The organism is Sphingobium sp. CECT 9361 (genome assembly GCF_918741285.1).
GTDB lineage: Bacteria > Pseudomonadota > Alphaproteobacteria > Sphingomonadales > Sphingomonadaceae > Sphingobium.
On the sequence record NZ_CAKKNC010000003.1, the window covers coordinates 163,935 to 187,400 of the forward strand.

A 23,466-nucleotide genomic window follows, 5' to 3' on the forward strand; every position below is an offset into this window, starting at 1 on the left:
AGCCTTGGTCTGAGCGGCGGTTGCAGGATCTGTAGCATAGTTCCGAACGTCAAAACTTCTAATTTGAAAAACAAACAAAAGTCTGGGGGGACAATGGAAAGGTTGGAGGGGCGCGTCGCCGTAATCACGGGCGGCGCCAACGGCATCGGTGCAGCGCTCGCGCGCGGACTGGCCGGTGAGGGTTGCAAGCTGGTGCTGGTCGATGTCGAGGTCGAGCGACCCGCGCTCGATGCGATCGCCAAAGAGTTGAGGGCTAATGGCACCGAAGTGATGGCCGAAGCCGCCGATGTCGCGTCATGGGATGCGATGCAGGCGCTGGCTACCAAGGTTCAGGAGGAATTCGGCGGCACGCAATTGGTTGTTGCCAATGCGGGGGTCACGCTGGTCGGCCGGCCGATGGCGATGATGTCGATGAATGACTGGAATTGGGTGCTAGGCGTCAATCTGTTCGGCGTGATCCATACCGTACAGGCTTTCATGCCAAAGCTTGTCGCGGCGAACGACGCGCAGGTGGTGATAACGGCATCGGGTGTGTGCTCGTTCATGGGCGTCGGCGGGAATGGCCCGTATTGCGCAAGCAAGGCGGCGGTCATTTCCTATGCCGAGAGCCTCTATCGCGAACTGGCGGCGGCAAAATCCCATATTCATGTCACCGCACTGTGCCCCGGTGCTGTACCCGCGACGCTTGGTGATTCGGAGAAGCGCCGACCCGCGAGCCTCCCCGATCTGCTTGAGGTCGATCCCGCACCGCCGGGTTTCCGCGAAATGCTGAAGAAAATGCGTGACGACGGCCTGCCGCCGCAAGACGCCGCGCAAATCTGCATCGATGCGATCAAGACCAATCAGTTCTACGCCATGACACATTCGGACGCTGCCGACTGGATCAAGGCGCGCGGCGAGGATGCCGTGGCGCGGCGCAATCCGAACGTCTGATCGGATGGCGAACTCGCCAACGGCCGCAGCCCAGTTCCGTCCACCGTTGACGGCGCTTGCCGTGTTGCTGGCCGGATCGCCGCTCATGGCGATGATGTTCGCTGCGCTCGGGCCGATTCTTCCGCTGCTCGCGGCGCAGTTCGGTGGCGCCAATGGTGGTGCGTTCGCAGCGCAGATGATCATGACCGTGCCTGCGCTGGGGGTGATCGCAGGGGGCCTTGTGGCAGGGATAATGGTTGATCGTTTCGGCACCAAGCCGGTGCTGTTGACGGGGCTCGTCGTTTTTGGACTAGCGGGCTCTTCCGGTCTTTATCTGGACAGTTTGCCGGTCTTGCTGGTGGCTCGCATGATCCTCGGCTTGGCTGTGGCGCATGTTTCCACTGCGATCGGCGTCATCGTGGGCAGCTGGTTTAGCGGGCTGTCTCGCGCCCGCTTTCTCGGATTCCAGGCGGGCACGGCGGGCGTTTCGGCGCTTGTTTTCCTGCTGCTGTCTGGCGTGCTTGCCGAAAGGGTGGGATGGCGAGCGCCGTTCGGGATCTACTTGCTTGCCTTTGTCGTCCTGGTCTTTGCGCTTTTCGGGCTGAAGGGTTCGCAGGTTCCGCTGCGCCGACATGAAGCGGTCGGGTCCGTGCGCGACCTGTTCGAGCTTTGGCCGGTGTACCTTTTGGCGCTTGGCCTGTTCGCCGGCTATTTCATGACCTCGATCCAGCTGTCCTTTCTGCTGGCAGAAGACCATATCGACAGCCCGATCCAGCGATCGCTGGTGATCGCGGGTGGCGTCCTTGCTGGGGGTGTGATGGGGGCCGCGTATGGGCCAATCCTCGCCCGGCTGGGCACGCGGCTGATGCCCTGCCTGGTGATCGGGATGCTGGGTGCCGGGTTGTTCATCATCGGCATTTCTGCATCGGTGCTGGTTACTGCCGCTGGTGCCGTGATCAGCGGCGGCGGCGGGGGAATGATCGCGCCGCATATCGAGACCCTGATACTCGGCCGCGCACCGCTCGATCTGCGTGCGCGGGCGATCAGTTTCATGTTTACGATCCTCTATGCCGCCGATTTCCTTAACCCATTGATCGTCACGCCCTTGCGGCTGGCGCTTGGAATCCATGGCGCGTTCGTCGCGATCGGCGCAGCGTTGCTAATCGCTGCGCTGGCTGCATTCGGATTCACACGAACAAGCATCGCGGCCAGCCTTGACCGTCATTAATATCTAACATAGCTATTATATCAATAATAGATAACAAACACGTTAGGGGGGGCAGAGGTATGCCAGATAGCGGCGGCAGACTTGCGTATTTTAGTCGTGACATGATGGCCGAGGTACACCGGTGAGTCGGCTGGACGGGCAGATCGCCATCGTGACGGCCGCTGGCGGCGGCATCGGCCAGGCAACTGCGCGCCTTTTCATCGAACGGGGCGCCAAGGTTATCGCGACCGATATCGATGAAGCCGGTCTCGCCGAAACCGTCGAACTCGCCGGGGGCAGCGCCGACATTCGCGCGCTGAAGGCCGACGCTACTTCGTGGGACGACGCCCGCCGGGCGGTCGCCACCGCAAAGGAAGCGTTCGGCGGATTGACGACGCTGATCAACGTCGTTGGCGGTAGCAAACCGGGGCAAACTGTCGTCGACATGAGCGTTGAGGATTGGGCGCGCTGGGTTGACTTCAATCTCACCTCGACCTTCCTGATGTGCAAGGCGGCAATCCCGGCGATCGGCGAAGCGGACGGCGGAGCAATCATTAACGTGTCCTCAGGCGCAGCGCTGACGGGTATGATGAAGAACCCGGCCTATGTCGCCGCCAAGGGCGGTGTCATCGCGCTCACCAAATCGCTCGCGATCGATCATGCCGATCAGCACATCCGCGCCAATTGCGTGACGCCGGGGCCGATCCTCACCCCGTTGATGAAGCGCAACCGGCGTCCTGAAGAGATCGCCTATATGGCGAACATGACGCTCGCCGGTCGGATTGGCATGCCGCACGACATCGCCGCCACGATCGCGTTTCTGTGCAGCGCCGACGGCGAATTTATCAACGGCGAAGTGCTGAACGTCGCCGGTGGCCGCAAGGGCGGCGTCTGACCTTTAATTTCTGGGAGATATTCGGATGATCTGGGATGCTTATGCCAAGTGGCGCGAACTGGTGCCGATGCACGAGGCCGTGCGCATGTCGATCGATGACAAGCTGCAGTTCCTTTCGGACAAGCAGCGCATCGTCGAGCTGGTCCATGAATATGCCTTCGCCTGCGATAGCCGGCGCTGGGATATATTGGGCGAGATTTATGACGACGACATCGAGCGCATCATGTCGGGCACGCTCGACGAGACCGTGCGCGGTCGCGACGCGCTGATCGCGCTCCACATGAATCCCGCGCTTCCCCGCGCCGAGGGCGTCGAAATGGAAAAGCGGGACCTGACCAAGATCAAGGGTCTGGAAATCCGCCACCTGATCGGCACGCTGATCAATCGCGTGTCCGACGACGGGCAGTCGGCCTGGGCGCTATGCCATTACCAGATGGCGCTGATGGGGCAGGAGGATGACGTCTGGGTCTCGGGCCTCCACGAAGGCACCTATCTGTTCAGCTTTAGCAAGGCGAAGGGCGACTGGAAGTTCGTCCAGCATCTGATCTGGACCAACAACGCCGCCAACCCGATGTTCGGCGCGCCCAAGAAGAAGGCGGCATGACAGCCCGGTTCGCCGGGCGGGTCGCACTTGTCACCGGCGCTGGCCAGGGGGTCGGCGCTGCGACCGCGACCGAGCTTGCGAAGGGCGGCGCCACGCTCGTTCTGAACGACGTCGATGATGCCAAGCTTCAGGCCTCGGCCGAACAGTTGCGTGCGCTGGGCGCCACTGTCAGCACGTATGCGGGGAGCGTCACCGATGCGTCGATTGTCGCGGCGATGGCCGAAGCGGCGATCGCCGAACATGGCAAGGTCGATCTGCTGTTGAACAATGTAGGCGGCGGACCGCCGATGACGCCGTGGAATGAATTCGCTGAAAGCGACCTCGCGCATTTCAGGGCGATCTTCGAGGTCAATTTCTTCAGCCAGGCGATGGTGCTGCGCGCGCTGCTGCCGCAGATGATTGCGCGAGGCTATGGCAAGGTTGTTTGCGTCAGCTCGATGTCGGCAGTCATGGGCCAGGAATCGGGCAGTGCCTACGCATCGGGCAAGCTGGCGCTGCACGCGCTCGTCAGCTCGGTCAGCAAGGAAGTCGCGCGCAAGGGCGTGAACGTCAATGCGGTGGTGCTGGGAAATCCCCCACATTGGACCCGGACCCCCGATCGTCAGGCCTATCTCGACAGCCTGTCGCATATCGACCGGGTCGGCCAGCTTGAGGAATTCGGCAAGGGGATCACCTTTTTGCTCTCCGATGACGCGTCCTACATCACCGGCGCCGCCATACCGATCGATGGAGGAATTACGACACCACGCATGAACGGATAATCAACCGGGCCAAGTCGGGCGCAGATCCGCTGGTCTCTTTTGAGGGAGGATAGCATGACCAAGGTACGTTTGCCGCTGCTTTGCGGCGCGGGGTTGCTCGCCCTGATGACATCGGTTTCGACACGGGCGCAAGACGCCAATACGACGCCGAAAGGTGGGGCTTCAGCGCGAACGGGGTTGGACGAAATTGTCGTCACCGCCCGCAGGCGCGAAGAATCGCTTCAGGCCGTGCCGATTGCGGTGCAGGCGTTCGACGGCGCGACGCTTACCGAACGACGGATCGAAAACGCGACTGACCTTTCCAAGATCGTTCCGGCGCTGACGTCTGCGCAAAGCAGCCGCGACGAGGAAAACTACGTCATCCGCGCCCAATCCGGCTCGGGCGCTTCGATCTCCGGCCAGCAGGTTACCGTGCCAGCTTATATGGCGCAGGTACCACTTCCGATCGGCGATGGCGGCGGTCCGGGCCGTTATTATGACCTGCAGAATGTGCAGGTTCTGAAAGGCCCCCAAGGCACCCTGTTTGGCCGCAATTCGACCGGCGGCGCGATCCTGTTCGAGCCGCGCCGACCCGGCAATGCGTTTGGCGGCTACCTTGCGAGCGATATCGGAAACTATAACAAGCGCGGATTGGAAGGGGCGATAAATCTCCCCGTCGCGCCAACACTGATGGTCCGCGTGGCCGGCAAATGGGAGGAGCGCGATGGCTTCACCTTGAACAAGACCACCGGCCAGGATCAGGATAATCGCAACTATTGGTCAGCGCGGGCATCGATCCTGTGGCAGCCTTCGGATGCTTTCGAAAATATTCTTGTCGCGGATTATCTCCGTTCGACGACCAACGGCAGTTCTAACCACCTGACGGCGGTCGATCCCAACGCCACGATACCCAGATTGTTTGCCGGCGCCGTTCAGGCGCAACTGGCCAGGCAAAACGTGCTGGGGCCGTATGTTGCCATCTCCAGCGTGCCGGGTCGCGATGCGATCCGATCCTGGGGCTTCTCGAACATCACCACGGTGCACCCGGTCGACGGGCTCACGATCAAGAACATCGTCGGCTTGCGTCGGATCAAGCAGCTCAACCGGTTCGATTATGATGGCACGCCGTTGACGCTGCTCGATTTCGATATCTGCGCTACCCCGGCCTCGTGCCATCCGGCCAATCCGGCCGAGCCATGGTCCCTCAATGTCGAGCAATGGTCCGAGGAGTTCCAGGTTCAAGGCACGGCCTTCGACGTGCTGACATATACGGTCGGGGTCTTCGGCTCCAACACCACGACGCCGGCCGCCAATTACATACACCAGACTTCGGTGTTCGGCAGTACTACTGATGTCAATCAGTGGGTCCGGGACCGCAGCCGGGCTGTGTATGGCCAGCTGAGCTATGATTTGTCGGCGCTGGTCAAGGGTCTGACGGCAACGGCAGGCTATCGACGGACGCACGATGAGCGTGGCCTGACATTGATCCAGGTAGCGAGCGGGCGATGCACCACCGGCGCGACGGGCACGGTTGTTGCCGACCCCGGCAATGCGCCGCAATGTTCGGCGAAATTCAACACGAGTTTCAATACTGACAGCTATACTCTTGGCTTCGACTGGAAAATCACCGACTCCATTTTGACCTATATAGCGGCCCGTCGTGGCTATCGTGCAGGTGGGCTGAACCCGCTCGCCGCGCCGGTGTTGCTGGCCAATCCACCGATCCCCAACGCCCAAAGCCTGTTCACTTACCAGCCCGAATTCCTGAATGATGTCGAGATCGGCCTGAAGGCGGACTGGAATCTAGGCGGTAACTGGCGGCTGCGGACCAATATCGCCGCCTATTCCGACAAGCTCACCGGAGCACAGCTCAACCAGACCTTCAGCGTAGGAACCTCGACGGTGAGCGCGCTTGTGAATGCCGCATCAGCGCGCATCAAGGGGATCGAAGCCGAAGCGGTTCTGCGCCCCGACGGGCATCTCAGCCTGAGTGCCGCCTATGCCTATACCGAAGCAACCTATGGCGCCTTTCTGGACTACAACCGGCGCGACCCGGTGACCAACGCGCCGGGGCTGTTCACAGGCCGCATCTTTCCTTTCACACCACGGCACAAGCTGAACATCGGCGGCACCTATACACTGCCTGTCGGCGACAAGCGCGGAGACATCAGCCTGTCCGCGAACTGGGCCTACAAGTCTTCGATCACCCTTGGCCTTGTTCCGTTCATCAACGTCAACGGTGTCGCAGTGCCCGACGGCGAAAGCGTCCAGAAGGAAACGGGAACGGTGGATGTCAATCTGGCATGGAAGCGGATGCTGGGTAGTCCCATCGATGCCAGCCTGTTCGTCACCAACCTGTTCGATGTGACCTACAAGATCGGCGGCGCTTCGCTGATCAATTCGGGCCTTGGCATCAACCAGCGCATCTACAACGAGCCGCGCATGATCGGGCTACAACTGCGCTTCCGCTTCGGAGATAATGGATGACACTCGATAAGGCCGCCGTAGGCCCCGACTGGGATAGTCTCTACGCCACCCGCATGAAGCGGGTGGCGCCATCAGAAATCCGGGAACGGATGCGCCTCATCAACCAGCACTCACTGATCCATCTCGGTGGCGGGCTGCCCGATCCCGCGATCTTTGCCTACGATCTGCTGGCCGAAGCAAGCGCCGCCATTCTCGGTGATCCCGCGCGTGCCCGCTTGGCGCTGCAATATGCCCCGAGCGAAGGGCACCTACCGCTGCGCGAATGGCTGACGGGGTATATGGCATCGCTGGGTGTGCCGTGCGGCATCGAGAACATTGTCATCACCAACGGTTCACAGCAGGCGCTCGATCTGATCGGCAAGATGCTGCTCGATCCCGGCGATGTCGCGGCGGTGGAGATGCCGAGCTTCATTGGGGCGTTACGTGCGTTCGATGCTTATCAGCCGCAGTATATCGCGATTCCGGAGGATACAACTGCGACAGGGGCGACGCTTGCGGGCGCAAAGCTGGCCTATGCGGGCCCCGACTTCCGCAACCCCACCGGCACAACTCTGACTCGTGCGGAGCGTGAAGGCCTGCTGACGCTGGCCGCTGCGGCGGGTACGCCGATCGTCGAAGACAGTTGCTATGAAAAACTGCGCTTCGTCGGCGAGACGATTCCATCGCTGCTCGCGCTCGGCGTGGCCCGCACCGGCAGCATCGAAAATGCCGGGGTGCTGTACACTGGAACTTTTTCCAAGACGATAGCGCCATCGCTTCGCGTTGGATGGGTCGCGGGGCCGGCGGCTGCGGTACGCAAGCTGACCCTGCTTAAGCAGGCAAGCGATCTTGCAACCAGCGCGCTCAACCAGATGGTGCTACTCGACGTGGTGCGCGATCACCTAGATAGCGAGGCTGTTCGTATGTCTGCAGTCTATGCCGAGCGTTGCGGGTCGATGCTAGACGCATTGGCGCGACATATGCCTGCCGACGTGAGTTGGACGCGGCCCGAAGGCGGACTCTATGTCTGGGTGCTACTGCCCGAGGGGATGGATGGCAGCCGTTTCGCCGAAAGGGCGCTGGTGGAGCGTGGAGTTTCGACAATTTCGGGAGCAGCCTTTTACCCCAGCGATCCCCGAAAGAACACGATCCGCCTGAGCTTCTCGCTTGCCAGCGTGCAGGATGCGGCGGAAGGGATCAGGCGCATTGCCGAACTCGTCGAAGAAATGCGCGGCTGAAGGCGGAGTGGGTCGGTGCCAACGCTATGGCACTGCGGCAGCCGCTCCGATTTTCAGGGCATAGCGCGGTGATGTAAGACGCGTTTCGATCGTCGTGCGTACCGGAGCTTCCAGGCGTCCCACAGCGTATTGATCTAATGTAGCGTGGTGATGTCGGTAACATAGAGATTGCAAGAGATCAGTCGGCGTTTGTCTTTGCCTGATCTGCCCCCCCGATGAGATAAACCGGTTCGTCACGGTTACTGCGGACTTTGGACCGAAGATGCCCGCTTTGCATTGCTGTCGTGTTCGTTTCACATTTGTCCTGCTCCGACCGTGTCCTAAAAGGAGAAAAAATGATACTAATGGAGTGGTAGCATATGTTCCGAGATCAAAGGATCGAAGTGGGCGATCGGGTATCGCGGACCATACGATGCTCCACAGCCGTCGGTATCATCTTTATAGCGGCTTGTTTGCCCGCAGTATCTTACGCCGCACCATTACAGGCAGGCGACGAAGCGACTATCTCGCAGGATCAAGCCGACACGCGGGGATTGATCCAGGATATTGTCGTCATGGCGCGTCGGCGCGAGGAAAGTGCCCAATCCACTCCCGTCTCGATAAGCGCGATTTCGCAGCAGCAACTCACCGACCTAAACATCGTGCGGATCGAGGGCATCACGCAACTTGTGCCAAGCCTGCGCATCACTCAGGCGAGCGGCAGTGGCAACGCGCCGGCAATCTTCATTCGCGGTATCGGCACGCTGTCGACTGCGCTCTACGTCGAGCCCGCGGTCGGCGTCTATGTCGATGGTGTTTATACGCCGCGCCCCAGCGGCAACACGTTCGATCTGCCCGACGTCTCCAGCATCGAGGTACTGCGCGGCCCGCAGGGTACTCTGTTTGGCCGGAACACTACCGGCGGCGCGATCCTGCTGTCTACGGGCAATCCCACCGAGGAATTTGGCGGCAAGGTCAGCTTTTCGTACGGATCGCGCGAGGAAGTGATCGGTTCAGCGATACTGCAGCTTGGCAAGATCGGTAACACGCCCTTCAGCGTGAAACTGACCGCGCAGAGCCACTCGCGCGACGGCTGGGTTAAAACACCCAATCATTCGCCCTCGCAATGGGGTGGCGCGCTCGACAGCTATGGCTTTGGCGCTGCCATTCGTGGTGAGCTGGGCAACCTCACGGTCGATCTGCGGGGCCGCTACAACAAGATCATATCCTATACCGGCTGGGAAGCCTTGTCCGCCACCCCTGTTGGCCGCGCCTATTTCGCCAATGCAGCTACGGCTAGCGGCATCGCTTTCCCGATTGGGGTAGGGCCGCGCGACTATAGCTATCGCGATCCGCGCACCAGCGGCAAATCCGTAGTGGAAACCAAGGGGGGCGTGCTGACGCTGGACCACCATGTCAGCGACGCGTTCAGTATCAAGTCAATCACCGCCTACAACACGATCGACCAGAATTTGCGCGGCAATCTGGGGGGTGGCGCGACGCGCGGTACGGTTGCCAATCCTGCGGTGGCGGGACAGCCGGTCGAGTTCGTGTCGGTTCATGTCACCCCGACCAATCCGGGCCAGCAGCGCCAGTTCACACAGGAACTGCAGCTACTGGGCGATGTCGGCGACTTCAATTATCTCGTCGGCCTCTATTATTATGATGAGTCTGTCGATGAGACGATTACCACGATCCTCAACTCGCCGCTTTCCGCTACCAGCGCGATCCGACTCAACCGCAGCACGACCTACGTGATCGATTCCAAATCCTATGCCGCCTTCGTGCAGGCCGGGTGGAAGCCATCCTTTGCAGACGGCAAGCTCGAAATCGTCGGCGGCATTCGCTACACTGAGGACAAGAAGGCGCTTAATTCCAGCTCGGTGTCCACGACGATCACCACCACCAGAGCGACACAGTCGCGCAAGGACAAGTGGCACAATGTGGGCTGGCTGGGGTCGATCAGCTACAAAGTGACGCCGGACATATTGCTCTATGCGCGCGCCGCATCGGCCTATCGCTCGGGCGGCTACAATGCGCCGACCGTTGGCGTCCCACCCTTTGATCCGGAAAAGGCGATCAGCTATGAGGCTGGCTTCAAGGCCGACCTGTTCGACCGGCATTTACGTTTTAACGCCGCTGCTTATCAGACTGACTATGACGATCTACAGGTCAACGGCTATAATATCGCCACGAACACCAACCTTCTGACCAACGCCGGTAAGGCGCGTTATCGTGGATTCGAGATCGAGACCCAGGTCGCATTCGGCGGGTTCCGCGTTGACGGTAACGTCGGCTATGTCGATCCGGTCTATAAGGAGTATATATTGGCCGTCGGCGGCGTCCCAACCAATGTAGCCTCGCAGGCGAGGTTCTCGAACATCCCCAAATGGACCTATCACGCTGGGGCGCAGTATACACTTGAGACAGCGGACGTGGGCAGCCTGACTCTGCGCGGCGACTTCACGGGTAAGAGCAATAGCTCGACGTACACCATCCTGTCGCAGGCGCCCAACACAGCGCAGGTTCCTTTCTTCGGCAAGGAATCCAACTATAGCGCGCGTCTGATCTGGGCTTTCGATCTGGCGGGCAAGAAAATGACGGCGCAAGTGTTCGGTGAAAATCTTTCGAACAATCGCTACCTGACATTCGCATCGGACTTCGGCGCCGTGCTTGCGGGCACGTATAATCGTCCACGCTATTATGGCGTGGCGCTGGGTCTGGACTTCTAGAGGGGCATGAGGATGCCAGGCAACCCGACAGTCCGCGCCCGCGATCATGAGTGATCGTTCGTCACTACTGGCGTTGGCGCGGCTGGACGATCAACTGGCGGTGGTGACCGGTGCCGCGTCGGGGATCGGTTTCGCGGTAGCGCAGCAATTGCAGGCTGCTGGTGCTCGGCTTCTGCTGATCGACAAGAATGGCGACACGCTGGCGGCTGCGGCCGCTAAACTCGACACGCGAATGTCGCTGGCTGCCGATATCACAGACTGGTTATGCATAGAGACTAAACTGACGGCTGCGCTCGGCGGTGCGGCCCCGGGCATATTGGTCAATGCCGCGGGCATATTTCCCGGCATGCCTTTGCTGGATCTCGAAGAGGATCATTGGGACGCCGTGCTGGGCGTCAACCTTAAGGGGACACTGCGGATCAGCCAGCTCGTCGCCCGTGCAATGCGCGACGGCGGGCGGGGCGGCGCGATCGTGCATATCGGTTCGGTGCAGGGTGAGCGCTCGACCGCTGGAAAATCCGCTTATGCCGCGTCAAAGGCTGGGCTTGAGGCGCTGACCCGTGTGATGGCACGAGAACTGTCGTCGCATGCGATCCGCGTCAACGCCGTGGCCGCCGGTCCGATTCTCACCGAAGGGACTCGGGCGGTGGCCGCGCGACTGTCCGCCTCGCCCGATTCGGCCTTACCTTCGAAGCGCCACGAAAGGGGTATCATCGGCGCACCCGACGATGTGGCGCGGGTGGTGCATTTTCTCGCAAGCCCCGCCGCCAGCCATGTCACTGGCGCGATATGGCGAGTTGATGGCGGAGCGACGCTAGACTGAAATGCGAATATGCCGGGGACCGGCTCGCCCATTGCCTAAGATACGATGCAAGCTCAGCACCGCGGAGATGCCAAAAGGCGAACGGAAAACGCCGCCAATCATGCTATCTCAATAAAGATAAGTAAGAGAGGAAATGATTGATGGCGACGATTTCCGAGATTGCTCCAAACGCGCCGTCGCCTGCGGTCGAACTTGCGGCATGGCGCCGTTCGCTGATCATCCTCATTATGCTGACCGGCGGCATCAAGACCACGCTGGCCCTTACCACCGTCGTCCCCGCGCTCCAGTTGATTGCGCGCGAATTCAGTGCGAGCCGGGACGCCGTACTCAGTGCGCAGTTCGTGGTGACGATGGCACCGATCGGCATGGCCATCGCCGGTCTCCTGGCTGGCCTGCTAGTGTCCAACCGTAACCTGCGCGGCATGACCTTTCTCAGCCTGGGCGTCTGCACCGTTGCCGGCCTGATGCAGTTGGTTGTGCATAATTATTATCTGCTTCTCGGCAGCCGGTTCGTCCTGGGCTTCAGTGCGGTAATCGCCGATGTGGCGATGACCAGCATCCTGGCTGCGCAATTTTCCGGCACGTTGCGATCAAAGCTGCTTGGTTATCGCCACGCCATCTCGTCGATTGGCACCGTTCTGACGATGCTCCTGGGTGGCGCGTTGGCGCAGAAATTCGGCTGGCGCGCGCCCGGCATCATGTTCCTGTTGCCCGGCGTATTGCTGCTGATTTCGCTGATCGCCTTCAACCGGCCGATCGTCAGCGAACGTATTGCGCCCGACCAGGAGCGCGCGTCGGTCTGGCAGATATGGCCGCTGCTGCTGCTGTCGCTCGTCATGTCGATCGGCCACACCATGCCGTCTTTTCAGATGCCCTTCCTCCTGAAGGAAAATGGCATCACCAGCGCGGTGCTCGTATCACGCGTACCCGCGCTCAGCGCCGCGATCTCCATCCTTGCGGCCTTTTCCTTCGGCTTCATCTACGCCCGACTCGGCGCATGGACATTGGTGATCTCTTCCAGCCTTATGGGCATTGGGTTCGTCGGCGCCGGCCTTGCCCCCAGTTATAATTTCGTCCTGTTCTGCGTAGTTATCGAAGGGATCGGCGCGGGCCTCAACATGCCTTTCTTTATGAACCGTATTCTAGACCGGGTGGCGCCCGGACAGCGTAGCTATGCGATCGGGCTCGCGTCGTCCGCGCTGTTCCTGGGCCATTTTCTCAACCCGCTGCTCACGGCGCCGGTGCGTCTCAATCTCGGCATCCACGCTACTTTCGTGACCGTGGGCATACTGTTGATCCTAGTCGGCGCCTTCATCGCTTTCTGGACATTGGTGTTCCGCAAAACCCGCGCAATTTGAGAGGCTAAAAAGCAGATGCCTGACATTCGCGATTGACCTCTTTTTTAAGATTGCTATCATATAAAAGATAGCAATGTAGGAGATATGATATGCCTTTAGGAAGCTCCAAACTCATCTCGGCCGACAGCCACTTTAACGAACCCGGCGACCTTTTTACCAAGCGGGTGGCAGAAAAGTTCAAGGCCCGCGCGCCGCGCATGGAGAGCTTTCCCGAGGGCGACGGCTGGATTTTCGAAGGCCTGGACGGCCCGCGTAATTTCGGCTGGAACGCCTGCGCCGGTCTTCAGCCTGAAGAGATGAAGGCTTGGATGCGCTTCGACGATATGCGGAAGGGTGGCTGGGATCCGGCCGAGCGCGTCAAGGAGCAGGACCGCGACGGCGTCACCGCCGAGGTTATGTATCCAACACCGTCGATCCAGGCCGCCATCGCACTGGTCGAGGACGAGGAATTTCATCTCGCGCTGGTCCGCGCCTATAATGACTGGGTTTCGGAATATGTCGCTTACGATCCCAGCCGCTTCTGCGGTCTGGTTTATCTACCCAACCGCGGGGGCGTGAAGGTCGCGGTCGAGGAAATGGATCGCGTGCTTGGCCGTCCCGGGATGCGCGCGGTGATGGCGCAGGCCTATCCGACCGGTACAACCACCATGACAGACGAGCATGACTATCTGTGGGCCGCGATCCACGAGCGGGACGTCAGCTTCAACATCCATGTCGCGCTCGGCATTTACAAGCCCAGCCCGCACAAGGCGAAGCTCCCAGGCTATGGCCGCTTCTTCGACGCGCCCAACCGCTGCATCGAGTTCATCTTCAACGGCGTGTTTGATCGCTACCCTGATCTGAAGGTCGCTTTTGCCGAAGTTGATTTTGGCTGGGTTCCCTATGTGAAGGAACAGATCGACAATAATTATCAGCGGCTGGAAAAGGTGAATCATTTCGGCCTGAAGCGGCTGCCGTCCGAATATATCGACGAGCATTTCTACTTTGGTTACATGACCGACAGTTTCGGCCTGAACAATCTGAATGCGATGAATCCGGAGCGCGTGCTCTGGTCTACAGACTATCCGCATATCAGCGCCGACTATCCCTATAGCTGGCGCACGATCCAGTCTTCCATGGCGGGCGTACCCGCGCCGGTGAAGGCTGCGATTCTCCATGGCAATGCCGAGAAGCTGTATAAATTCCCGGTCGCCGAAGATGTCAAGGTAGAAGGGCGCCCGGCGCTCGTCGCCGCGGAATAGTCCAAGACCACCGGCCCGTCGGCTGCGGCGACCCGATCCTGGGATGCTGCAGCCCACGGCCACCCGAAGGATTATCATGTTCGATAAACGCATGTCGATCGATGACATCGTGGCGCAGCTGCGCGACGGGATGACCATCGCCATCGGCGGCTGGGCAACACGGCGTAAGCCGATGGCGCTAATCCGCGCGATCGCGCGCTCCGATCTCAAGGATCTGACGATCGTGAGCTACGGCGGCCCGGATGTCGGTATGCTCGCCGCGAGTGGTAAGATCGCGAAGCTGATCTTCGCGTTCGTCTCGCTCGATCACATCCCGATCGAGCCGTATTTCAAGGCCGCGCGTCAAGCGGGGCTCCCCGTGTGGGAACTGGACGAAGGCATGCTACATTGGGGCTTGCGCGCTGCAGCGATGCGCCTACCGTTCCTGCCCACCCGCGTCGGCATTGGCACGGCTATCGCGGACCATCCGGCGTTCCGCACGATCCGCAGTCCCTATGACGATGGCGAGACTCTGCTCGCCATGCCTGCGATCCGGCCGGACGTGGCGCTGCTCCATGTCCACCGATCGGACGAGAAGGGCAATATATTGACCCTGTCGCCGGACCCGTTTTTCGACGAACTGATGGCGCGGGCGGCGGCGCATACATTCGTGACGGCCGAGCAGATCGTGGCGACGCAAGACCTCGGCCTGCCCTCTAATGCGCGTTATCATCTGGTCGAGCGGTCGCTGATCACCGGCGTCGCAGAGGCGCCGTTCGGGGCGCACCCGACCAGTGCGGCGCCCGACTATCAGCTCGATCTGCCGCATCTGCGTACCTATGCGGCGGCGGAGGGCGAGGGCTGGGCCGATTATCACCGGAAGTATGTCGCAGTCGACGATGCCGCCTATCTCGCTGCGGTTGGTGGCACCGACGCGATCCGCGCCATTCCCGCGCCAGTCTATTGAGGGTTCCCAAGTGACAGAGACGACCGCCACGCTGGCCGAACTGCTGATTGTCGCCTGCGCCGAAGTATGGCGCGACGATCCCGAATGGCTGGCAACCGGCATCACCCCGATCCCGCGGTTGGGAGCCAGCCTTGCCAAGCTCAGCTTCAACCCTCGCCTGATGATCACCGACGCGGAAAATATGCTGGTTGAAACGCCTGCGCCTCTCGGGCCGCGCGATACGTCGCCGACTGTGGAGGGCTGGGCGCCCTACGCGCGCACCTTTGACAATCTGTGGGGCGGTCGCCGCCATGCGCTTGTCGCGCCGGTGCAGATCGACCGGTTCGGCCAGACCAATATCAGCGTGATCGGCGACCACGTCCGACCCAAGGCGGCTTTGCTCGGCGCGCGCGGCTTCCCCGGTAACAGCGCCAGCCATCCCAACAGCTATTTCATCCCGCAGCACAACAGGCGCAGTTTTGTCGCAGGCGAAGTCGATCATGTTTGCTCGGTCGGCTATAACCCGAAGCGCTGGGCCAATGGCCGAAAGCCGCTGGGGCTGGAACTGCGGTGGATTATCTCCAATTTGTGCGTGATGGATTTCGGGGGAGGCGATCATGCGATCCGGCCGATTTCATTGCATCCCGGCGTGACGATTGAAGAGGTCCGCGACAACTGCGGATTCGACCTCGCCTGGAGCGGTGAAGTCCTGCCCGTCACTGCGCTGCCGACGCCCGAAGCGCTCTCTATTATTCGTGCACTCGACCCTCATGATATCCGCGCGACGCTGATCAAGGGCAATCCATCGGCGCAGCGCATCGCTTGACAGGCGCCCGATACCGATACGGCACTGCTGGCTTGCTCGGATGCTATCATTACCGCCGTTGACTGCGCTAAACATTATAAAGATAGATATTATAAATGAAGGAAGCGGGACGAGCGATGGCGGGCATATCGGCGGAAAAGCCGGATATTATCTATGAGACGGATGCGCCTGTCCTGTACGCCGTGCGCGAAAGCGTCGCCTGGGTGACGATGAACCGTGAACGCTTCAACAATGCGCAGAATAGCCAAATGACTTATGCGCTCGACGATGCCTTTCGCCGCGCCGTTGATGATCCTGAGGTCAAGGCGATCGTGCTGGCTGGCGCGGGCAAGCATTTTTCCGCCGGGCACGACATCGGTACGCCCGGCCGCGACGTCAGCCGCAGTTTCTCCCGCGCGCATTTGCTGCCCGATCATGTTGGGCGGCCGGCCGCCGAATTTCTCTACACGCGCGAGCAAGAAGTCTATCTGGGTATGTGCCGTCGCTGGCGGGACATAAGCAAGCCGACCATTGCTATGGTGCAGGGCGCCTGCATCGCCGGCGGGCTAATGCTCGCCTGGATCTGCGACCTGATTGTTGCATCCGATGACGCTTTTTTCCAAGATCCGGTCAGTCGGATAATGGGCATTCCCGGGGTCGAATATTTCGCCCATGGCTTTGAACTGCCGCCGCGCGTTGCCAAAGAATTCCTGCTGCTAGGCGAAAGAATGAGCGCCGATCGCGCCTATGGCTTCGGCATGGTCAATAAAGTCGTGCCACGCGCCGATCTGGAGCGGGCCGTTGCAGAAATGGCCGCCAAGCTGGTCGGCCAGGAGTCGCTCGGCATGTGGCTGACCAAGCAGGCCATCCATCAGGTCGAGGATCTGCGTGGCAAGCGGTCGGCGATGGACGCTGTCTTCCACATGCATCATTTCGCCCATGCGCAGAATGACCTTACCACTGGACATGCGCTGGGCGGCGTCACCGGCAAAAGCGCCGCCGCATCGAACAAACAGGCTGAGGCCGGATCGGGCAAGCCGTCATGACCGATCCGCTAGACACACCGTTGACCCGAGCGCTGGGGTGCCGCCTGCCAATCATCCAGACTGCAATGGGCTGGATCGCCGAACCTGCGCTGGTTGCGGCGACGGTCGAGGCAGGCGGTTTCGGCTTTCTGGGCGCGGCCGTCATGAAGCCCGCTGAAGTGGCTGACAAGATCGCGCACCTGCGCAACCTCACGGCACGCCCGTTCGGCGTTAATTTCCATATGTTTCAGCCCGGCGCGGATGCGATCGTCGGGAGCATCATCGCCAACCGGGATCAGATACGCGCCGTCAGCTTCGGTCGTGGACCCGATGCACGAATGATCGCGCGCTTTCGTGATGCTGGCATATTGTGCGCGCCCACCGTCGGCGCGGTCAACCATGCGCGCAAAATGTGGAAGCTGGGCGTCGATATGATCGTCGTGCAGGGGGGCGAGGGCGGGGGGCACACCGGATCGGTCGCATCGACGATTTTGTTGCCGCAGGTGCTGGATGCGGTGGATATCCCGGTCGTTGCGGCGGGCGGTTTCGCCGACGGCCGCGGATTGGCCGCTGCACTCGCTTATGGCGCCGTCGGCATCGCTATGGGCACGCGATTTCTGATGACGCTTGAGAGCCCGGTGCCCGATGCCGTCAAGCGCGCGTATCTGGCAGCGCAGACGGGCGATATCCAGGTGACGCGCAACATCGATGGCTTGCCCCAGCGCATGATCTGCAACCAGGCCTTCGACCGCTACGCCAAGAGCGGAACGATCCGCTCGCTCTGGAGCGCGGCGCTGGCAGGTCTGGCTACCAAGCGCGATGCCGAGACATCTTGGGCCGAACTGCTGCGGATGGCGCGTGACATGCAGGCGCATGGCGGCCTCAGCCTGTCTCAGGCACTACGCGCCGCCGCCGCGCCTTATCTCATTCAGCGTGCCGTCGTCGCGGGCGACGCGGACAATGGCCTGATGGCGACCGGATTGGTTGCTGGCCGGATCGACGACCTACCCGATGTAGCTACCTTGCTCGCAAGCATAGAGGCCGACGCGCGGGCCCGGCTGGCGGCGATTATGCCCGTCGCCACGCGCGATCGAAAGGTCGTCTGATGCCGATCCGTACCCATATTGCCGACCATATCGGCGAAATCATCCTCGATCATCCGCCGGTCAATGCGCTGGACAGCACCGGCTGGAATGAGATGCCCGATATCGTCGAACAGATGGGCCGCAATCCCGATGTCCGCTGCGTACTGATCCGCGCCGAGGGGAAGGGTTTTTGCGGCGGCGTTGATATCAAGGAGATGCAGGCGCATCCCGAGCGCATCGTGCAGCTAAATCGTGGCAATTTCCGCACCTTCCGCGCCGTTCGCGCGTGCGAAGTGCCGGTGGTGACCGCTGTCCATGGCTTCATCATCGGATCGGGAATCGGAATCTGTGGCGCCTCCGATGTGGTAATCGCGGCAGAGGGCGCTTTCTTCTCGCTGCCGGAGGTCGATCGCGGCGCGATGGGCGGAGCTAGTCATCTGATGCGCATGTTTCCGCTGCAAAAAGTCCGTGCCGCCTTCTTTACCGCGGGCCGCATCGACGCGGCGGAGGCCCATCGGCTGGGTGCCGTCGAAATAGTCGTTGCACCGGATCACTTGGTCGCAGAAGCGCGCGCTTTCTGCGCGGTCATCGCATCGAAGAGCCGCAAGGCGTTGACGACCGCCAAGGAGGCGCTGAACGGATTGGAGCCGCGTGACGTCGATCAGGGCTATCGTTTCGAACAGGGCTTCACGCTCGAAATGTACCTGCATGCGGATAGCCAAAAGGCGCGCGACGCCTTCGTCGCCACCGGTAAGGCGGCGGAATACTGATGGACCTTCGCTACACCCCGGTGGAGCAAGCGTTTCGCGCCGAAGTGCGCGATTGGCTGGACAGCCATGTGCCGCGCGCGCCGTTGCCCGATTTCGATTCCACCAGCGATGGCTTCGAAGCACATCGGGAATGGGAACGGACCCTGCATAAGGGTGGCTGGAGCATGGTCACCTGGCCGCAGGCCTATGGCGGGCGCGGGCTGGACCTCATCCGCTGGCTGATCTTCGAGGAAGAGTATTATCGCGCGGGCGCGCCGTTGCGCGTCAATCAGAACGGCATCTTCCTACTCGGCCCCACGCTCATCGAATATGGCACCTCCGAACAGAAGGCGCGCTTCTTGCCTGCCATGGCGGCAGGCGATGAGATTTGGGCGCAGGCCTGGTCGGAACCCACGGCTGGCAGCGACCTTGCCGGGGTCCGTGCAACCGCCACGCGCGAAGGCGACGATTATATCCTGTCGGGGCACAAGATTTGGTCGTCACGCGCTGTGCATGCCGACTGGGCATTTGGCTTGTTCCGCGCGCCGGGCAGTGAGCGGCATAAAGGGCTTTCGCTGATCCTGTTCTCGCTCGACGCGCCGGGCATCACGGTCCAGCCGATCAAGCGGATGGACGGCAAGCCGGTGTTCGCCGAAATCTTCCTCGACGACGTGCGCGTGCCGGTCGCAAACCGGTTGGGCGGCGAAGGCGAGGGCTGGTCGGTCTGCATGTCGACTGCGGGCTTCGAGCGCGGATTGATGCTACGCAGCCCCGCCCGCTTTCAGGTCGCCGCTGCGAATCTGGTCGATCTTTACCGCAGCCGCGCCAATCAGGCCGACCCGGCGCTCGCCGCCTCGGTCATGCAGGCGTGGATGGACGCCGACGCCTATGCGCTGTCGATCTACGCCACCGCCAGCCGACTGATGGCGGGTGGCGCGATTGGGCCGGAAACCAGCACCAACAAGATTTTCTGGTCGGAACTCGACCTCGACCTGCATCGCACGGCGCTCGCCCTGCTGGGGGCGGAAGCCGAACTAACGACCGATGCGCCGGATCGCGCGGCGAACCTGGGCGACTGGCTCGACGGCTATGTCTTCTCGCTCGCCGGGCCGATCTATGCTGGGGCCAACGAAATCCAGCGCAACATCATCGCCGAGCGTATGCTCGCCTTGCCGAGGGGCTGACGGTCATGGATTTCCGTCTGACTGAGGAGCAGGAGATGCTGGCCGAAACGGTCGAGGCACTGCTGCGCGAAAGCTGCGGCAGCGCCGACCTCCGACGAATGTTGGATGAATCTGCGGCACGGGATACGCAGCGGTGGGAGGCCATCGTCGCCATGGGCCTGCCCGGCGTAATGGCGCCCGAAAGCTTGGGAGGCAGCGCGCTCGGTGCGACCGAAATGGCGCTCATCGCCACCGCTTGCGGCTATTGGCTGCTGCCCGAGCCACTAGTCGAGCAGGCCGGTGTGGTCCTGCCGATGCTGGCGGAATTGGACGCGGCACTGGCGACCCGCGCGATTGCAGGTGAAATTGTCGCCATCGGCCATCCCACACATCCGTTCGTGGCTGACGCCGACAGCGCCGTTGCGCTGTTGTTGGCTGATGGCGAGGCGATCCATCTGGTACCGCGCGACGCCGTCACTCTGGTGCGCCAGCCGAGCTTCGATCCATTCCGGCGGCTCTTCCGGGTCGACTGGACCCCGTCGGCTGCTACGCGGATCGGGCACGGATCGGCGGTGCAAGTGTTTTGGGACAAAGCGCTCGACCGCGGTGCGCTGTTCGGCGGTGCGCAAGTGCTCGGCGTCGCCCAACGGGCGGTCGACATGGCCGCTGCTTATGCGAAGGAGCGCCAGCAGTTCGGCAAATCGATCGGTGGGTTCCAGGCGGTAAAGCACTTGCTCGCCAACGCCCAGATCAAGATTGAATTTGCCCGGCCGGTTGTGCTGGCCGCCGCCGCATCGGACGCATCTGAACACAACCGTGCGCGGATCAGCCACGCGCGCCTTGCTGCCGCGGCGGCAGCCGATATCGCCACCCACGCTGCCGTCCAGGTGCATGGCGCGATGGGCTTCAGTTGGGAGGTCGACGTGCATTTTCTCCTGAAGCGCGCGACCGCGCTCAGCCAGGCTTGGGGCACCGCCGCTTTTCACCGCCAGCGGGTCGCGGCGCATGTCCTCTCTGCAAAGCTCGGTCCGGACTGCACGTTCGGCGCTGCCGGCCAACGGGAAATGCTCCATGAAGTCGCTTGATGTCGCCCGCGCGATGCGTGCCGATCCGGCCGAAGCGGCGCGCTATCGTGCCGCTGGCTGGTGGAGCGACCGCACCCTGTCGCAACGCGTCGCCGCACTGGCCGCAAGTAAGCCAGAGGAACCGGCGTGGATTACGCCGGAGGGTCGCATCGGCTGGGGCGCCTATGACCGCGCGGCCGACCGGCTGGCGGCGCTGATCGCGGACAAGGGACTTGCGCCGGGCGCGCGGGTCGCGGTGATCCTGCCCGACGGGCCGACGGTGCATGCTGCGTTGCTAGCGGTCGAGCGCGCAGGGATGGTCGCGGTCGGAATCGGCGCGCGCGCGGGCCTTGCCGAAATCAGCTACCTTCTGAAGCACACCGGCGCCGAACTTCTGATCTCCCATGAATACATGCGCGACCAGTCGATCGAGGCGCTCGTCGAAGCAGTGCAGGCGCAAGGCGCGACGCTCAAACATTGGCTGACGATTCCCGATCTGATCGCCTTTCGCAACTGGAGCGCGGGCGAACGCCCGTTTCATGCGCCTTTCCCTCCGTCCGACCCCGACGGACTTTTCCTGATCAACTCGACTTCGGGGACAACCGGCATGCCGAAATGCGTGATGCACACGCAAAATCGCTGGTTCTATTTCCATCAGCTCGCGGCCGAGGCCGGACGGTTCGGACCCGACGAGATTTTTCTGGGAGCCGTGCCGGCGCCGTTCGGTTTTGGGTTGTGGACCGCACATTTCTCGCCCGCGATCCTCGGTTGCCCGACGGTGGTTCTGCCGAAGTTCGATGCGGGCGTCGCGCTCGACATGATCGAACGCGAGCGGGTGACGGTGCTGTGCTGCGTCAGCACCCAATTCATCATGCTGCTCAACGAACAGGCCGAACGACCGCGCGATTTGTCGTCCCTGCGCTCGATGTTCACGGGCGGCGAAGCGGTGCCCTATCGCCGCGCCGCCGAGTTCGAGGAAGTGACCGGTGCTGTAGTGCTGCAATTCTATGGATCCAACGAGACCGGCGCGCTCAGCCGCACCACAGCCAGCGACAGCCGCGACCGGCGGCTGACGACGGCGGGAAAAATCATTCCCGAGATGGACGTGCGCCTGTTCGATCCTGCGACCGGCGCGGAAGTTGCTGGGCGGGGGCAGCCCGCCTGCCGTGGTCCGGCGACCTGCCTTGGCTATTGGGACGATGATGCCGCGAACGGAAAATTATTCACGCCAGATGGATGGATGTTGATGGGCGATATCGTTGAAATCGATGACGAGGACTATCTGCGTGTCGTCGGCCGTACATCGGAATTCATCATCCGGGGCGGTAAGAATCTCTCCGCGCCCGCTATAGAGGCCGAAGTCGCGACTCACCCCGGCGTCGCGCTGGTCGCTGCCGTGCCGGCCCCTGATCCGGTTTTTGGCGAACGGGTGTGCATCTATGTATCCCCGCGTGCCAATCATGCGCTGACGCTGGAAGCTATCATCGCGCATCTCCACGATCGTGGCGTATCGCGCGAGTGGTTTCCCGAATATCTCGTGTTGATGGACGATCTGCCCCGGTCTTCGGGGGGCAAGGTCGCCAAGGGCGAACTCACTGCGGACGCCAAGCGGCGCTGGGCTGTGCCGGCATGACGTACAACAACATTACGCTCGTCTATGAAGACCGCACCGCGTATCTTACGCTGGCGCGCCCGGACAAGCTCAATCCGCTCGACTGGTCGACTGTCAAGGAGTTGAAGGCGGCGGTCGCCGAGATCGAGGCGAGGCCAGCGATCAATTTCGTGCTGCTGACGGGCGAGGGGCGCAGTTTCTCGGCCGGTGGCGATCTCGATGGCTATATCCGGCTTTATCAGAAGCCCGCTGAATTTCAGGCATTTCTCGACGATTTCTACGTGATGCTAACCAGCATCGAAAGGGCGCGGGCGATCTGGATCGCAGCAGTCAACGGCGTCTGCGTCGCAGGCGGCATCGAACTGCTGCTGGCCTGCGACATGGGAATCGCCTCGGAAAGTGCGAAGATCGGCGACGGGCATCTCAATTTCGGACAGCTTCCGGGCGCGGGCGGGTCGCAGCGTCTGCCGCGTGCGATTGGCCTGCTGCGCGCCAAGCATCTGATCCTGACGGGCGAACTGCTGGATGCAAAAGCGGCGGAGAAGTGGGGCCTGGTGACGAAGGTCGTGCCCGATGCAGAGCTAGTCGAAGCGGCGAAGGACTGGATCACAGCCATGGCGGCCAAGAGCGCGGTTGGCCTTGCCGGGGCAAAGCGGCTCGCCAACATGACGCTCGACACGCCCTATGAAGAAGGACTGCGGCAAGAGATCGCGTTCGTGCACCGCTACGCCACCACTGAAGCCGACGCCACCGAAGGCCTGCTGGCCTTCAAGGAGAAGCGCGCTCCACGCTTCGGCCAGAAAAACCGCACGCCGCACTCTGTTGCGCCCAGGAAAGACTGAT

Annotated in this window: 20 protein-coding genes; all 20 read left to right on the forward strand. The window is 61.7% G+C overall.

Features of this window, described 5'->3' with window-relative positions:
* The first annotated feature begins 93 nt into the window (after nucleotides 1–93).
* The 20 genes from LQ220_RS07470 (at nucleotide 94) to LQ220_RS07565 (ending at nucleotide 23,465) form a co-directional block, all read left to right on the forward strand.
* Nucleotides 94–933, forward strand: coding sequence for an SDR family NAD(P)-dependent oxidoreductase (locus LQ220_RS07470; RefSeq protein WP_230187678.1), 840 nt, complete (start codon nucleotides 94–96; stop codon nucleotides 931–933).
* A gap of 4 nt (nucleotides 934–937) precedes the next feature.
* Nucleotides 938–2,140 carry an MFS transporter gene (locus tag LQ220_RS07475; protein ID WP_230187679.1) on the forward strand — a complete coding sequence of 401 codons (1,203 nt, stop codon included), beginning with the start codon at nucleotides 938–940 and terminating at the stop codon, nucleotides 2,138–2,140.
* Nucleotides 2,141–2,261: 121 nt separating this feature from the next.
* Nucleotides 2,262–3,014, forward strand: coding sequence for an SDR family oxidoreductase (locus LQ220_RS07480; RefSeq protein ID WP_230187680.1), 753 nt, complete (start codon nucleotides 2,262–2,264; stop codon nucleotides 3,012–3,014).
* 25 nt (nucleotides 3,015–3,039) lie between these two features.
* Nucleotides 3,040–3,618, forward strand: a complete 579-nt coding sequence (locus tag LQ220_RS07485; RefSeq protein WP_230187681.1) for a nuclear transport factor 2 family protein — start codon at nucleotides 3,040–3,042, stop codon at nucleotides 3,616–3,618.
* Nucleotides 3,615–4,379, forward strand: a complete 765-nt coding sequence (locus tag LQ220_RS07490; RefSeq protein ID WP_230187682.1) for an SDR family oxidoreductase — start codon at nucleotides 3,615–3,617, stop codon at nucleotides 4,377–4,379. The genes LQ220_RS07485 and LQ220_RS07490 overlap by 4 nt, the downstream gene beginning before the upstream one ends.
* A 54-nt stretch (nucleotides 4,380–4,433) precedes the next feature.
* Nucleotides 4,434–6,845: a TonB-dependent receptor gene (locus LQ220_RS07495; protein ID WP_230187683.1), complete on the forward strand. Its 2,412-nt coding sequence runs from the start codon at nucleotides 4,434–4,436 to the stop codon at nucleotides 6,843–6,845.
* Nucleotides 6,842–8,062, forward strand: a complete 1,221-nt coding sequence (locus LQ220_RS07500) for a PLP-dependent aminotransferase family protein (RefSeq protein WP_230187684.1) — start codon at nucleotides 6,842–6,844, stop codon at nucleotides 8,060–8,062. The genes LQ220_RS07495 and LQ220_RS07500 overlap by 4 nt, the downstream gene beginning before the upstream one ends.
* Nucleotides 8,063–8,514: 452 nt before the next feature.
* A complete protein-coding gene (locus LQ220_RS07505) occupies nucleotides 8,515–10,773 on the forward strand; it encodes a TonB-dependent receptor (protein WP_230187685.1) in 2,259 nt (752 codons plus the stop codon).
* 46 nt (nucleotides 10,774–10,819) lie between these two features.
* Nucleotides 10,820–11,596 carry an SDR family oxidoreductase gene (locus LQ220_RS07510; RefSeq protein ID WP_230187686.1) on the forward strand — a complete coding sequence of 259 codons (777 nt, stop codon included), beginning with the start codon at nucleotides 10,820–10,822 and terminating at the stop codon, nucleotides 11,594–11,596.
* 140 nt (nucleotides 11,597–11,736) lie between these two features.
* Nucleotides 11,737–12,954 carry an MFS transporter gene (locus tag LQ220_RS07515; protein ID WP_230187687.1) on the forward strand — a complete coding sequence of 406 codons (1,218 nt, stop codon included), beginning with the start codon at nucleotides 11,737–11,739 and terminating at the stop codon, nucleotides 12,952–12,954.
* Nucleotides 12,955–13,043: 89 nt separating this feature from the next.
* Complete coding sequence (locus LQ220_RS07520; RefSeq protein ID WP_230187688.1) at nucleotides 13,044–14,195, forward strand: amidohydrolase family protein; 1,152 nt, start codon at nucleotides 13,044–13,046, stop codon at nucleotides 14,193–14,195.
* 76 nt (nucleotides 14,196–14,271) lie between these two features.
* Nucleotides 14,272–15,141 (forward strand): CoA-transferase, encoded by an 870-nt coding sequence (locus LQ220_RS07525; RefSeq protein ID WP_230187689.1) that lies wholly within the window; start codon nucleotides 14,272–14,274, stop codon nucleotides 15,139–15,141.
* Between the two features lie 10 nt (nucleotides 15,142–15,151).
* The gene (locus tag LQ220_RS07530) at nucleotides 15,152–15,946 is read left to right on the forward strand and encodes a ketoacid CoA transferase (protein ID WP_230187690.1); all 795 of its coding nucleotides are present in this window, start codon (nucleotides 15,152–15,154) and stop codon (nucleotides 15,944–15,946) included.
* Nucleotides 15,947–16,062: 116 nt separating this feature from the next.
* On the forward strand, nucleotides 16,063–16,971 hold the full coding sequence (locus LQ220_RS07535; RefSeq protein ID WP_230187792.1) for an enoyl-CoA hydratase: 909 nt from the start codon (nucleotides 16,063–16,065) through the stop codon (nucleotides 16,969–16,971).
* On the forward strand, nucleotides 16,968–18,056 hold the full coding sequence (locus LQ220_RS07540; RefSeq protein WP_230187691.1) for a nitronate monooxygenase: 1,089 nt from the start codon (nucleotides 16,968–16,970) through the stop codon (nucleotides 18,054–18,056). The genes LQ220_RS07535 and LQ220_RS07540 overlap by 4 nt, the downstream gene beginning before the upstream one ends.
* Entirely contained in the window at nucleotides 18,056–18,805 is a 750-nt protein-coding gene (locus LQ220_RS07545; protein WP_230187692.1) for an enoyl-CoA hydratase family protein, read from the forward strand. The genes LQ220_RS07540 and LQ220_RS07545 overlap by 1 nt, the downstream gene beginning before the upstream one ends.
* Nucleotides 18,805–19,968 carry an acyl-CoA dehydrogenase family protein gene (locus LQ220_RS07550; protein WP_230187693.1) on the forward strand — a complete coding sequence of 388 codons (1,164 nt, stop codon included), beginning with the start codon at nucleotides 18,805–18,807 and terminating at the stop codon, nucleotides 19,966–19,968. Before LQ220_RS07545 ends, LQ220_RS07550 begins: the two co-directional genes overlap by 1 nt.
* A 5-nt stretch (nucleotides 19,969–19,973) precedes the next feature.
* Nucleotides 19,974–21,032 (forward strand): acyl-CoA dehydrogenase family protein, encoded by a 1,059-nt coding sequence (locus tag LQ220_RS07555; protein WP_230187694.1) that lies wholly within the window; start codon nucleotides 19,974–19,976, stop codon nucleotides 21,030–21,032.
* Nucleotides 21,019–22,644: a class I adenylate-forming enzyme family protein gene (locus tag LQ220_RS07560; RefSeq protein ID WP_230187695.1), complete on the forward strand. Its 1,626-nt coding sequence runs from the start codon at nucleotides 21,019–21,021 to the stop codon at nucleotides 22,642–22,644. Before LQ220_RS07555 ends, LQ220_RS07560 begins: the two co-directional genes overlap by 14 nt.
* Nucleotides 22,641–23,465: an enoyl-CoA hydratase/isomerase family protein gene (locus LQ220_RS07565; protein ID WP_230187696.1), complete on the forward strand. Its 825-nt coding sequence runs from the start codon at nucleotides 22,641–22,643 to the stop codon at nucleotides 23,463–23,465. The genes LQ220_RS07560 and LQ220_RS07565 overlap by 4 nt, the downstream gene beginning before the upstream one ends.
* The last annotated feature ends 1 nt before the right edge of the window (nucleotide 23,466 follow it).